This is a genomic window from Pseudomonas batumici (genome assembly GCF_036585405.1).
Classification (GTDB): Bacteria; Pseudomonadota; Gammaproteobacteria; order Pseudomonadales; family Pseudomonadaceae; genus Aquipseudomonas; species Aquipseudomonas batumici.
Genome location: NZ_CP144470.1, coordinates 2,918,046 through 2,930,101, shown reverse-complemented (window position 1 = coordinate 2,930,101; position 12,056 = coordinate 2,918,046). Strand labels below are relative to the sequence as shown.

General features: G+C 61.0%; 11 protein-coding genes. 5 read left to right on the top strand and 6 right to left on the bottom strand.

What is annotated here, in order from left to right; genetic code table 11:
* Positions 1–21: 21 nt before the first annotated feature.
* The 4 genes from NUH87_RS13270 to NUH87_RS13255 all read right to left on the bottom strand — a co-directional run bounded on the left by NUH87_RS13270 (position 22) and on the right by NUH87_RS13255 (position 3,756).
* A complete protein-coding gene (locus NUH87_RS13270; RefSeq protein WP_338526299.1) occupies positions 22–477 on the bottom strand; it encodes a cobalamin B12-binding domain-containing protein in 456 nt (151 codons plus the stop codon).
* Positions 474–1,697, bottom strand: coding sequence for an MFS transporter (locus NUH87_RS13265; RefSeq protein ID WP_338526298.1), 1,224 nt, complete (start codon positions 1,695–1,697; stop codon positions 474–476). Before NUH87_RS13265 ends, NUH87_RS13270 begins: the two co-directional genes overlap by 4 nt.
* The gene (locus NUH87_RS13260) at positions 1,690–2,760 is read right to left on the bottom strand and encodes an LLM class flavin-dependent oxidoreductase (RefSeq protein WP_338526297.1); all 1,071 of its coding nucleotides are present in this window, start codon (positions 2,758–2,760) and stop codon (positions 1,690–1,692) included. The genes NUH87_RS13265 and NUH87_RS13260 overlap by 8 nt, the downstream gene beginning before the upstream one ends.
* A 66-nt stretch (positions 2,761–2,826) precedes the next feature.
* Positions 2,827–3,756: an asparagine synthetase A gene (locus NUH87_RS13255; protein WP_338526296.1), complete on the bottom strand. Its 930-nt coding sequence runs from the start codon at positions 3,754–3,756 to the stop codon at positions 2,827–2,829.
* A 244-nt stretch (positions 3,757–4,000) separates the two neighbouring features.
* On the opposite strand from NUH87_RS13255, the gene NUH87_RS13250 reads away from it, so the two are divergent.
* From NUH87_RS13250 to NUH87_RS13240, 3 genes are all read left to right on the top strand, one after another.
* On the top strand, positions 4,001–5,314 hold the full coding sequence (locus NUH87_RS13250; RefSeq protein WP_338526295.1) for an MFS transporter: 1,314 nt from the start codon (positions 4,001–4,003) through the stop codon (positions 5,312–5,314).
* 68 nt (positions 5,315–5,382) lie between these two features.
* Positions 5,383–6,786: an amidase gene (locus NUH87_RS13245; RefSeq protein ID WP_338526294.1), complete on the top strand. Its 1,404-nt coding sequence runs from the start codon at positions 5,383–5,385 to the stop codon at positions 6,784–6,786.
* Positions 6,787–6,862: 76 nt separating this feature from the next.
* Positions 6,863–8,221 carry an OprD family outer membrane porin gene (locus NUH87_RS13240; protein ID WP_338526293.1) on the top strand — a complete coding sequence of 453 codons (1,359 nt, stop codon included), beginning with the start codon at positions 6,863–6,865 and terminating at the stop codon, positions 8,219–8,221.
* A gap of 12 nt (positions 8,222–8,233) precedes the next feature.
* Here the strand turns inward: NUH87_RS13240 and NUH87_RS13235 are convergent, their stop codons facing one another.
* A complete protein-coding gene (locus tag NUH87_RS13235) occupies positions 8,234–8,413 on the bottom strand; it encodes a hypothetical protein (protein ID WP_338526292.1) in 180 nt (59 codons plus the stop codon).
* Positions 8,414–8,455: 42 nt separating this feature from the next.
* Here NUH87_RS13235 and NUH87_RS13230 point away from each other — a divergent pair, with 42 nt between their 5' ends.
* Positions 8,456–9,772, top strand: a complete 1,317-nt coding sequence (locus NUH87_RS13230; protein ID WP_338526291.1) for a methyl-accepting chemotaxis protein — start codon at positions 8,456–8,458, stop codon at positions 9,770–9,772.
* On the opposite strand, the gene NUH87_RS13225 is transcribed toward NUH87_RS13230, so the two are convergent.
* Positions 9,753–10,244 (bottom strand): RidA family protein, encoded by a 492-nt coding sequence (locus NUH87_RS13225; RefSeq protein WP_338526290.1) that lies wholly within the window; start codon positions 10,242–10,244, stop codon positions 9,753–9,755. The two genes, NUH87_RS13230 and NUH87_RS13225, sit on opposite strands and share 20 nt — an antisense overlap.
* Positions 10,245–10,403: 159 nt before the next feature.
* On the opposite strand from NUH87_RS13225, the gene NUH87_RS13220 reads away from it, so the two are divergent.
* Positions 10,404–12,011 (top strand): sensor domain-containing diguanylate cyclase, encoded by a 1,608-nt coding sequence (locus tag NUH87_RS13220; RefSeq protein WP_338526289.1) that lies wholly within the window; start codon positions 10,404–10,406, stop codon positions 12,009–12,011.
* The last annotated feature ends 45 nt before the right edge of the window (positions 12,012–12,056 follow it).

The window sequence follows — 12,056 nt, the reverse complement described above, 5'->3', positions numbered from 1 at the left end:
CTTTGAATGGGGGGGCCGGACTCAGGTCCAGCATGGCGCTGTGCCGGTACCTAGAACGAGCGCCGGACTCCTGCGCTCGAAGGTGTTCAGGTAGCGCTCGAAAGCGTTGATGGCATCGTCACCGATGAACACCTGGTTGTAGCCGGCGGCCAACAGCTCCTGGCAGACCTCCCGGGTCTGGTCCTCCGAGGTGGTCAGCTTGCCGCCAATGACACAAGGCAGGTCCGGATGGCGTTGGCGTACCTGGCGAATCAATTCCAGGCCCTGGAAATGGCCGTGACCGTTGACGCTGCTGACCACCAGCAACTGCGTTCGGTGCTGTTCCAGGGTGGTGAGGATCAGGTCCGTTGGGGTGCAGCTTCCCAGGTTCTTGACGCTGAAATCGTGCTCGGTCAACCACAGTTGCAGGTAGACCAGGTTCCACATGTGCGAGTCGGATTCGACGGTTGCTAACAGGCAGTGCGGCGAACCTTTCATTGCGTAGCCTCCATGGCGGGTGATGGGAAATCCAGGACCGCGCGAAAGCGCCGGGTCGTCAGGGCGAATAACAAGGCCCCCGGAACAGTGAGCAGCAGGGCAAGGCCCAGGATCAGCGGCTGGATGCCGTATTCATGGCCGACACTGGCGGTGAGCAGGCCACCCAGGGGGTAGGACAACAGATTGACCAGATAGAATGGCCCCATGACCTTGCCCAGGTGGTCGGCGGAAATCGCCTTGATTCGTTGGGTACGATTGAATACGTTGAACAGCGCGCAACCGGCCATCGCCAGGAGAAAGCTGGCGGCGTAGAACATCACGCCATTGGCGGCGCCCATGCAGACCAGGCCCAGGCACAGCAACGCGAACCCCAAGGCCCCCAGGCGGTAGATCGACATCCGCGCCAACAACCGCGGGACGAGGATGAAGTTGAGCAGTCCCAGGGCGCCGGCGCCTGCGTTCATCAGGCCGAAGGCACCATCGGTGGCGCTGAATACGCCGCTGATGACAAAAGCGTTGGCGCTCAGGACACAGGCGAAGGCCAGGTTGATGGTGAAGTTGAGCAGCGCGAGGGACAACACGGGCGGGTTGTTCAGCAACAGATGCCATCCCAGGGACAGGTCCTTGAGAATGCTTTTGGGCGCTTTGTCCGACTGTCGGGTGGGGAGTCCTTTCCAGCAGACACCGGCTACGGCGAAGGCCAGGGCCGCGAGCGCCAGCAGGACACGCTTGTCGGTGTACATCGCCAGTAGTGCCGCCAAGGCGGGGCCCAGTGCCATGGCCAGCAACTCCATGTTCTGCACCAGCGATTGGCAGTTTGCCAAGCGCTCCGGGCCGGCGACCAACGGGACGCTTTTCTCTACGGCCATACGCACGGGAGCCATTAGCAAGGAGAGTACCGTGCCGTTGCCGATCAGTGCCCAGACAGTGAGTGCGGGGGCGTACCAGCAGATGCCCACGGTCACTCCCAGGCTCAGTGCCCGGGCTGTGTTGGCGTAGCGAAACAGCACACGTCCGCCGAAGCGATCCGCCAGCAGCCCGGCGAATGGATAGGCCAGCAGCGCCGGCAGCCATTCGAGGGCGAACGCGACCCCCGAGTAACTCACGTTGCCGGTGATCTGGAAGATCATCAGCGGGACGGCGAACAGCACCGTCTGTTCCGCCAGCAGGGCGAACAGCAGGCCGGCACCGAAGCGACGTAGACGCGGGGCATCACGCATGCTGATTTTCCAGCGCGGCTTCAAGCTTGCGTAGCCGTGGCAGTACATGGCGACAGAACCCGCGCATCTCGTCACGGGTCGGCCAACCGGAGAAGATGAACTCGCTGACACCGACTTTCTTGTACTCCAGCAAGTATTCGGCGACTTCCTGGTAGCTGCCCACCACGCACAACGCCGGGCCACCACGGTAGGCTACGGCTCCGGACCAGAGCATGGGTGAAAGCCAGTCGTGTTCGGCCTTGTCGGCCAGGCGGAATGAGGTCTTGACGGCTTCGGAGTCACACCGGCCGACGAACTGGCGCACCCATTCGCGGTGCTGTTCGTCAGGATTCTCCATCATGTTTTCGACGGCTTGCAGGGCTTCGGCTCGGGTTTCACGCGCCAGTACATGCATGCGGATCCCCACCGAGCAACCCGCCTGTAATACCGCCCGGCTGGCCTCGGCAATACCTTGCGGCGTGTCTCCGTAACGCAGCCAGCAGTCGCTATGCTTGACCGCAATCTGCTGGGCAATCTCCGAGGCTCCGCTCAGATAGATGTGCGGGCGTTCGCCATCCTTGTAGGGCAGCCCCAATTGCGCCTGCTCGATGCGGTAATGGGCACCGTGATGGGTCAGGGGTGTTTCGCCTTTCCAGAACCGATGCAGGATCTCCAGGAATTCGCTGGTGCGCTCATAGCGGCCGTCATGCGCCACGAAGTCGCCATAGAAGGCTTGCTCGTCAGGGGAAATGCCGGCCACCAGGTTCAGGGCGATGCGCTTGTCGGACATCCAGGAAACGGTATTGACGATCTGGGTAAACAGCGTCGGCGGCAGCAGGCCGGGACGGTAGGCGAGGATGAACTTGACCCGGCTGGTTTCGCGAACCAGGGCGCCGATCATCGGCAGCGGATCGGGCATGTGATAACTGATGCCCATCAGCAAGGAATCGATACCCAGTTCATCCGCTTCCTGGGCGAAGTCGACGATGCCGGCAAAGTCCAGCGCGCCGGTGTTGTACTTCTCGGAAGCTTTTTGCTGGCCGCTGTCGAGCGGCGAGCACCAATGGATACGCAACGCAGGCATGGCGTTTCTCCAGAACGGCACTTGCCCGCGCCAGTGGGGCGAGCAAGTACCCAGGGTGAGGGAGGGTCAGAACAGGAAGCTGGTGCCGACGGTTCGGTCGAACAGCGCGACGTCACGAATTCGACGCTTGCCGCAGATGAACTTGAGCAGTCGTTCTATCCCCAGGCCACCACCCGCACTTGGGTGAAGCAGACCGCGCCTGGTGACTTCCAGGTAGTTGGCGAAAGGGGTGAGGTCCATGGACAACTCGTTCATGCGGTAGAGGATCTGCTCGTACTCGAACTCACGTTCGGCACCGGACAGGGCCTCGCCGTAGCCGTCCGGATAGATCAGGTCATAGTTGTTGTACTGGCCGCGCTTGCCGGGTGTTTCCCGGTCATAGAACTCGCGGCGATAGTTGGTCACGAAGAACGGAGTATGGGCCTTGGCCGACATGATCTTCTCGAAGTCGTCGCCGTATTCGGACCGCAATTCGTCCGAGCTGTAGATCGGAAAGCTGACGTCGTAGTGCGGCAATTGACGATTGAGTTGGGCGAGTTGGGCCGAGCAATGCTGTTTCACCTCGGCGAAGGTGTGCTTGATCAAGCCTTCGATCAGCGCCATCACCTGATGCATATTGCCGTCGCGTACTTCGAAGTCGAATTGGGAAAACTCCAGCAGGTGGTTTTCCGAGTCCTTGATTTCGGCTTTTTCCAGGCGAATGTTCGGCGCCACGATGAAGATCTTGTCGTGTCCCTTGGCGGTCAGGGCCAGCTGTTTATGGAAGATCATGCTCGCCGTCAGTTTCAGGCGCCGTTCCTCGTATTGAACCTCGGCCGGGTACACCGCATGGTTCAACGGATCGGTAATGGGCGACATGAGAATCGGCATCAGCTGCTTGAAGTCACGCTCCAGCAAGTACTGTTGCAGTGCCTGCAGCACACGGCCGCGGATGATTGCGATTGCCTCAACGTCCGGATGAGAAAAATCGTCGAAATTACGCTTAATTTCTTCCATGTTGCGCTCAATGTCAGGGGAGAGGGAGCCCCGATTATTGGTTAAACCCGCTAAAACTCAATGTACAGATTTGCGCTAAAAACCAACCCAGATGCATTGTCAGGTTGTCCCTTTCGGTAATTCGATGGACCATTACTGGCTATATGTAATCGCGCGATTGGAATCGAGAGGCGCCTTCAAGGGCTCCATCAGGCCGTCTGGTTTCAGTCGCGGGTTTTCCGAAAAGTCTGCTCAGGGTCCCTTGATGAAGGCCAATAACTATCCTCACTCTCGGCGCTTTTCCCGGGCTGACTACAAGACCCTTGGCCTGGCGGCGCTGGGCGGCTCGCTGGAAATCTACGACTTCATCATCTTCGTGTTTTTCGCGCTGACACTCAGCGAGCTGTTCTTTCCGCCGCAGATGCCGGAGTGGTTACGGCTGCTGCAAAGTTTCGGGATCTTTGTCACCGGCTATCTGGCCCGCCCGCTGGGCGGCATTCTCATGGCGCACTTTGCCGATCGTGTGGGGCGCAAACGGGTGTTCAGCCTGAGCATCCTGATGATGGCCCTGCCGTGCCTGCTGATCGGCGTCATGCCGACGTATGAGCAAATAGGTTACTGGGCGCCTCTGATCCTGTTGCTCCTGAGAGTCCTGCAGGGGGCCGCGGTGGGGGGCGAGGTGCCCAGTGCCTGGGTCTTCGTCGCCGAACATGCGCCCCTTGGCCACCGGGGATATGCGTTGGGGGTGTTGCAGGCCGGGCTGACGTTCGGCTACCTGCTGGGGGCATTGACGGCCACCCTCCTGGCGCGGATCTACAGTCCGGCCGAAATCCTCGATTTTGCCTGGCGTTATCCGTTCCTGTTGGGTGGCGTGTTCGGGGTAATCGGTGTCTGGCTGCGGCGTTGGCTCAGTGAGACGCCGGTGTTCATGGCCTTGCAGGCCCGACGGGAAATGGATGCGGAGCTGCCGTTGCGGGAGGTTTTGCGCAACCACCGTCGGGCTATCCTGCCGGCGATGCTCCTGACCTGCGTGTTGACCTCGGCCGTCGTGGTGCTGGTGGTGATCACCCCGACCGTGATGCAGAAAAGCTTCGGCATGAGCGCCAGTCATACCTTTGCATTGAGCAGCCTGGGGATCGTCTTCCTGAACATCGGCTGTGTCCTGGCCGGCTTGCTGGTGGATCGGATCGGCGCCTGGCGTGCGGTGCTGCTTTACAGTCTGTTGCTGCCGTTGGGCGCGTTCGTACTCTACGGTTGCCTGATCAGTGGAGCCGAGTGGATCAGTGTCGCCTATGCCCTCGCGGGGTTGGCGTGTGGTGTTGTGGGGGCGGTGCCTTCGGTGATGGTGGGATTGTTTCCGACCCGGATCCGGGTCTCCGGCATCTCCTTTACCTACAATATCGCCTATGCCATTTGGGCCAGTACCACGCCGCTGTTACTGATCGGCCTGATGCCGTGGAGCCCTTGGGTTTGCGTCGGTTATGGCGTGCTGATGGGCAGTGTCGGTGCCCTGACCGCGTTGTGTTTTGGCCTGCGCTCGTCAGCGGCGGTGGATGTTTCAAGCGTTCCCGGCTCCTGAGCCGTGCACGTCAGCGCCGCCCGTCGCGGCATTCGCCCTTTCATGAGCGCCAGGGACGATTAATTGGCATGAGTTGTGTTGACGATTTACATGATTTACCCGCGGTGCAACTGCTGGCGTTGTTCGCCAGCCGGGAACTTTCACCGCTGGAGTATTACGAGCACCTGCTGGCCCATATCGAACGCTGGGAACCGCATCTTCACGCGCTTTACGCCTACGACCCGCAGCGCGTCCGGGATCAGGCGATGGTCGCCAGCGAGCGCTGGAGTCGTGGACAGCCGCGGGGCTTGCTGGACGGCTTGCCGGTCACGCTCAAGGAACTGATCGCCAGTGAAGGCGATTGCATACCCCTCGGTTGTGCGGCCACTGAATTGACGCCGGCTATTGCCGACGCCCCACCGACGGCCAGAATGCGCGAAGCCGGAGCGATCGTCCTGGGCAAGACCACCGTTCCGGACTACGGGATGTTGTCTTCGGGGCTGTCGAGTTTTCATGGCATCACGCGAAATCCCTGGAACCTGGACAACAATCCGGGAGGTTCCAGCGCCGGGGCGGCGGCCGCAGCAGCGGCGGGTTACGGTCCTTTGCATGTGGGGACCGATATCGGCGGCTCGGTCCGCCTGCCCGCCGCCTGGTGCGGGTTGGTGGGGTTCAAGCCGACACTCGGGCGAATCCCGATCGATCCTTATTACACCGGACGTTGTGCCGGGCCCATGACCCGGACCCTGGACGATTGTGCCTTGCTGATGCGTTATCTGGCTCGCCCTGATGCCCGGGACGCGACCAGCCTGCCGCCTGAGTCCGGCGATTGGGGGCTGGGCCGTCCAGAGGTACAGGGGCTGAGAGTTGGTCTGATGCTTGAGCCGGGCTGTGGTCTGCAACCGGATGAGCAGACACTCGCGGCAGTCAGGGAGGCCGCGCGTCTTTTCGAGCAGAACGGTGCTCGCGTGCGGGCAATCAAACCTCTGATGGATCGTGCATTGCTCCAAGGGCTGGATAATTTCTGGCGGGCACGCCAGTGGAGCCAGCTACGCGGGCTTACGCCCGAGAAGTTCGAGCAGGTCCTCCCGTATATTCGCGACTGGGCCGCCCCCGCCGAGGGTATGAGCGCGGTGCAGGCCATAGAGGGCTTCAACCGGACCTTCGAGATCCGACAACGGGCCGCAGACATCTGGCGCGAGTTCGACCTGGTGTTGTCACCGACCAACCAGGTCAGCGCCTTTCCGGCAAGCTGGGCCTCACCCTCCAATGATCCTGCCCGGCCATTTGAACATATCGTCTTTACCGTGCCCTGGAACTTCGGGGAGCAACCGGCGTTGTCGATCAATTGCGGTTTCACCGACCAGGGCATGCCCATCGGCTTGCAGATGATAGGCCCGCGTTTTTCCGATCAATGGCTGCTTCAAGTGGGCAAGGCCTACGAGTCCTGGCGCGGGGCGATCCCCTGCTGGCCCGTCCCCCCATCGCGTTGAGACAACCTGTCACGCCAGACCGGCATGCCTGGAAGGCTTCGTCCGTCTGGCGCTTTCTTTCTAGAGACTTATCGAAATGGATATTCGTATTTTTCTGATAGCCAGCAGCATCGCCGGCAGTTCCCTGCTGGCCGTGGCCGCTGAGCCGGTCCCGGGACAAGCCGACGCGAGCGGCTTTATCGACGGCAGTCAGTTGGGGCTTAACCTGCGTCACTACTATTCGAATCAGCATACCCAGCGCTCGACATTCCTGGCCATCAAGAAGCCCGAGGGGGTGGAACCCACGCGTCAGCGCGAAACCTGGGTGCAGGCGGCCATGCTCAACTACAGCTCCGGCTATACCCGGGGAACGGTGGGGTTCGGGGTCGATGCCGCATTTTTCGGTGTGGTCAATCTGGAGCGCGGACATGGGCGCGTTGCCAACGGTGGCGACCGCGTACTCGTGGATAGCCAGGGCGATGCGGTACCTACCTGGAGCCGGCTGGGTGTCGGCGATTTGCGGTTGCGTTTCTCCAGCAGTGAAATCAAGGTCGGGCGCTTGCAGACGGACAATCCGATCCTGCGCTACAAGGACAACCGTGCATTGCCGTCGAGCTTTCAGGGCGTCGGCCTGTTCAGTAGCGAACTGGACTGGCTGTCCTGGCAGGCCGGTAGTTTCGACCGCGCCATTGGGCGGACGGAGACCGGTAGCGAAAGGCTCACCACCACGTTTGGCAACCGTGCGTACTCCGGCTCACGCATTAGCTACATCGGCGGGGTGGCCAGGGCGCCTTACGGGCTGGACGTCAGCCTGTACGCCTCGCGGTTCGAAGACATGTGGGAACAGACCTATCTGGGGTTGACGCACCGGGTCGGTGACTCTGCCCAGCTGGCATTCAAGAGTGCGTTGAATTACTACCACACCCGGGATCAGGGCGATCAGAACCTGGGCTACATAGATAACGATGCCTTCAGCCTGGCATTGACTGGATCCCATGCCGGTCACAGCCTGACGGTGGCCTGGCAGCAGGTATTTGGTGACGAGTACTTTGACTACGTGTGGGAGTCCACTGGAAACTACATGGCGAACTCGTTGTACTCGGACTATAACGGTCCGAACGAGAAGTCCTGGCAACTGCGTTACGACTTGGACTTGGCACCTTACGGCGTACCAGGCCTGACCGCTGGCCTCTGGCACGCCAAAGGCTGGAATATTGACGGTACAGGCTACCAGGGCGATCGAAATGGCCGTCATACCGGCTATAACGTGCGTGGCCTGGATGGCGCCAAGCACGATGAAAATGGCTTGGTGGTGGCGTACGTTGTGCAATCCGGTTCGCTCAGGAACGCGGTGTTTCGCACCATCGTCTACAACCACCGGGCGGTCGGCGGTCAGATCGACGGCAGCTATGACGAAGTCCGCCTGGTGGCCAATGTGCCCGTGTCGATTTTCTGAGGTCAGCGTGTTTCAGAAACCATCTTGAAGCGTTGTTGCGCTGATAAATCCGAGAATCCTCCCGGCGATTCTTTTCCATTGTTCTAGAGTGATCCCTGGACGCGGGAAAAACTCGGTCGGATTGTCAGCTGGCTTCTCGTTGGAAATAGCGCGGAATTTTCCTTTAGAAAAAACCGCCAGGGCCGATGCCAATGACAGATTACCCGCACTTTCATTCGCCCATCGGTGCCGCCCATGTTTAACAAACGCTTGAAGCAGGAGCTGACGGCTCTTCGTGAAGAACTCTCCAGCCTCCAGCAGGTCAAGGACAGCCTGGAAATGGAAATGCTCGCGCTGACCCTGGACCCCGATGGCCGTATCGAATCGGTCAATCAGAACTTCACCCAGGAAATGTGCTACCCGAGCAGTTCGCTGGTCGGACGGCACCTTGAAGAGTTCGTACCGGATTACCTCAAGCATTCGGATTTTCACCAGCGTTTCAAGAATGCCCTGACCCGCGGCGAGCATTTCAGCGGCGCGGTGCGCCTGTTGCGCGGTAACGGGAAGGAAGCCTGGCTGCGCTCGATCCTGCAGCCGATTCGTAATTCCCAGGGGCGCATCCTGCAGTTTTCGATGTACTCCAACGACCTGACCCGCACCATCGAAGCCTCCCGCGAGCACGAAAACCTGATCGGCGCGTTGTTGCGTTCCACCGCCGTGATCGAGTTCAACCTGGCCGGTGAAGTGCTCACGGCCAACGACCGCTTCCTCAACGCCATGGGTTACAGCCTGACGCAGATCCAGGGCAAGCATCACCGCCTCTTCTGCGAACCGGCGGAATACAACAGCGCCGAGTACCAGGCGTTCTGGAAGCGCCTGAATGCCGGCGAGTTCGTCGCCGGCCGTTTCAAGCGTGTCGACAGCCATGGTCGCGAGGTCTGGCTGGAGGCGTCCTATAACCCGGTACTCGATGCCAACGAAAAGCTCTACAAAGTGGTCAAGTTCGCCACCGTGATCACCGACCAGGTGAACCAGGAGCGGGCGGTGGCCGAGGCCGCGAACATTGCCTACAGCACCTCGTTGCAGACCGACGGCACCGCCCAGCGCGGGACCACCGTGGTGACCCAGGCGGTGGAAGTGATGCGCGATCTGGCCGCGCACATGCAAACCGCCAGTGACGGGATCGAAGCCTTGAATGCGCAGTCCCAGGTGATCGGCAGCATCGTCAAGACCATCAGCGGCATTGCCGAACAGACCAACCTGCTGGCGCTCAACGCGGCCATCGAAGCCGCGCGCGCGGGTGAGCAGGGTCGTGGTTTTGCGGTGGTGGCGGACGAAGTGCGACAGCTGGCCTCGCGCACCAGCCAGGCCACGGACGAGATCGTCGGGGTGGTGCGGCAGAACCAGGACATGGCGCGGGACGCGGTTTCACTGATGAACAGCGGCAAGACCCAGGCCGAGGAAGGTCTTGCGCTGGCGGCGGAGGCGGGCACGGTGATCGTCGAGATCCAGGACGGTGCGCAGAAAGTGGTCAATGCGGTCGGGCAGTTCGCTAACCAGCTGACGACTTGAGCGCCACCACCATATCCACCTCGACCGAGGCGTTTTTCGGCAATTGGAACACCCCGACCGAGGTACGCGTATGCACCCCGGCTTCGCCGAACACCGAATAAAGCACCTCGGACGCCCCGTCGGCGACTTCACTCTGCTGGGTGAAGTCCGCCGCGCTCTGCACATACACGTTGATGCGCAGCACCTTCCGGATACGTCCCAGGTCGCCGTCGAGCAGCTGTCGCAAAATCGCCAGGGCGCGCATGGTGCTGATCTGTGCCCCATGCCGTGCCCGCTCCAGGGTGGTTTCGGCACCGACCCGCCCGGTCACCATCACGGTATTGTCCACCCGCGGAATCTGCCCGCTGACATAGACTTCCAGGTCGTTCTGTACCGCCGGTACATAGTTGCCGCCGATTTTCATCTCACCGTCGAAGCTGTAGCCGAGTTCCTGGGCGATGGTTTCGAATGACGCGTTTCGGGTGTGTGGCATGGTCCAGCTCCTGGTCAGAAATGTTCGGTTCGTACGGGCCTCGCGCGATCCGGCCTGCGCACGGCTTTGCCACGGTGTTCACGCAGCGTTGGGGAATATAGCGAAAAGTGCAATGTCGTCGGTTACACTTCGATAATGTCAAAAAAACATCATGCACGTTTGACCTTCGCCCGAATCTACAACAGCGTGTTGACCCGACTGCTGGTGGTGGCGCTGTGCATTGTCATTTCCGGCGCTGTCCTGCGCTATTACGTGTTGACCGACTTCTTGCGCGAGGACCTGAGCGCCGTCGTGGAAGGCCAGCAACTGGCGTTGGCGACTTATGTCGCCCACGATGTCGATATCAAGATCATTCGGCGTCGGCTCTTGATCGAGCGTCTCGCCGCCAGCGTGCCCCTCGATTTACTGGCACGGCCTGAGCAACTGCAAGCCTGGCTGAAGGAGCGTTCTCCCTACCAGGCCGTGTTCTCGAGCGAAATTCTCATCGTCGATGCCAGTGGCAAGCGGCTGGCGGGCGACCCGGCCCAGGAGGGGCGGGGCGATACGGATTATGCGGGGCGTGATTATATTCAAGCCGGGTTGGCCGGTAAGCCATTTATCGGTCGGCCGATCGACCAGGGGCAGAACGCGGAGCCCATGCTGCCGATATCCGCGCCCATCAGGAATGGGGCCGGTGAGGTACAGGCGGTGCTGGTTGGCATGATGCCACTCGCCGCTCCCGGGTTCCTCGATTCATTGCTTCAGAGCCGCGGGGGAACGGCACCGGGCAAGTTTCAGCTGGTTTTTCCGGACAGTCGCTTGCAGATCGAGTCCTCCCGGCTTGGGCTGGGTTTCACGCCGATATCGCTTGCGGGCCTCGACAGGCTGGAGGACCGGGCCATGGAGGGCGCGCGCGGTACCGGGATAGCGCTTGACGCCGAGGGCAACGAGGAGGTTCGCGCCATGGTCTCCGTACCCAGTACGGGCTGGATCATTGTCGCCAGTCTGCCGAGCCGCGAGGCGTTTGCAACCGTTGAGCGAACCCAGAGTTTCTTGATCAGGGGGGCCATCTCCTCGATTTTCCTGTTCGGTATCATCTCCTCCATCGGGCTGTACTTTGTCTTTCGCCCGTTGTTCCATGCCGCCGCGCAGGCGGACTGCATGACCCGTGACGAACTGCCCCATGCGTCCTTGCCGGTGGTGCGCAACGATGAGGTCGGTCACTTGATCTCGGCGTTCAATCGCTTGTTGTTCAAGCTCAAGGAGAAACAGGCCGAACTCGAACGGATCGCCCATCACGACACGCTGACGGGCTTGCCCAACCGGCATCAGCTCTCTGGCCGCCTGCGCCAGGTGCTGGCCCAGGCACAGCGAAAAGGGACTCAGGTCGGCTTGTTGTTCATGGACCTCGATGGCTTCAAGCGCATCAATGACACCCTCGGGCACGAGGCGGGTGACGAGGTGCTGCGTCAGGTGGCGGAGCGGTTTGGCGCCGTGGTGCGGGGGAGCGATACCCTGGCGCGCATCGGCGGTGATGAGTTCGTTGTCCTGCTGAGCGACTTGGGCGCCGATGCCGAAGAAACCGTGAGCACCGTGGCCAGCAAGTGCATCGAGGCGCTGAGCGTGCCGTTTCTCATTGCCGGTACGGTGTGCCAGGTGGGGGTCTCGATCGGTATCGCCCTGGGGAACGGCGAGAGTTCCGCCGATGCGCTCCTGCTGACGGCGGATCGAGTCATGTATCAGGCCAAGAAAACCGGACGCGGTCGTTACGTGACCCACAAGCTCTGAGGGTGATGCGCCTGTGTCGCAAGCGTAGCGGGCGCAACAAAGGTA

Bases quoted from the DNA above. Each gene is read 5' to 3' on its own strand.
- NUH87_RS13270 (WP_338526299.1), bottom strand. From the start codon at position 477: ATGAAAGGTTCGCCGCACTGCCTGTTAGCAACCGTCGAATCCGACTCG.
- NUH87_RS13265 (WP_338526298.1), bottom strand. From the start codon at position 1,697: ATGCGTGATGCCCCGCGTCTACGTCGCTTCGGTGCCGGCCTGCTGTTC.
- NUH87_RS13260 (WP_338526297.1), bottom strand. From the start codon at position 2,760: ATGCCTGCGTTGCGTATCCATTGGTGCTCGCCGCTCGACAGCGGCCAG.
- NUH87_RS13255 (WP_338526296.1), bottom strand. From the start codon at position 3,756: ATGGAAGAAATTAAGCGTAATTTCGACGATTTTTCTCATCCGGACGTT.
- NUH87_RS13250 (WP_338526295.1), top strand. From the start codon at position 4,001: ATGAAGGCCAATAACTATCCTCACTCTCGGCGCTTTTCCCGGGCTGAC.
- NUH87_RS13245 (WP_338526294.1), top strand. From the start codon at position 5,383: ATGAGTTGTGTTGACGATTTACATGATTTACCCGCGGTGCAACTGCTG.
- NUH87_RS13240 (WP_338526293.1), top strand. From the start codon at position 6,863: ATGGATATTCGTATTTTTCTGATAGCCAGCAGCATCGCCGGCAGTTCC.
- NUH87_RS13230 (WP_338526291.1), top strand. From the start codon at position 8,456: ATGTTTAACAAACGCTTGAAGCAGGAGCTGACGGCTCTTCGTGAAGAA.
- NUH87_RS13225 (WP_338526290.1), bottom strand. From the start codon at position 10,244: ATGCCACACACCCGAAACGCGTCATTCGAAACCATCGCCCAGGAACTC.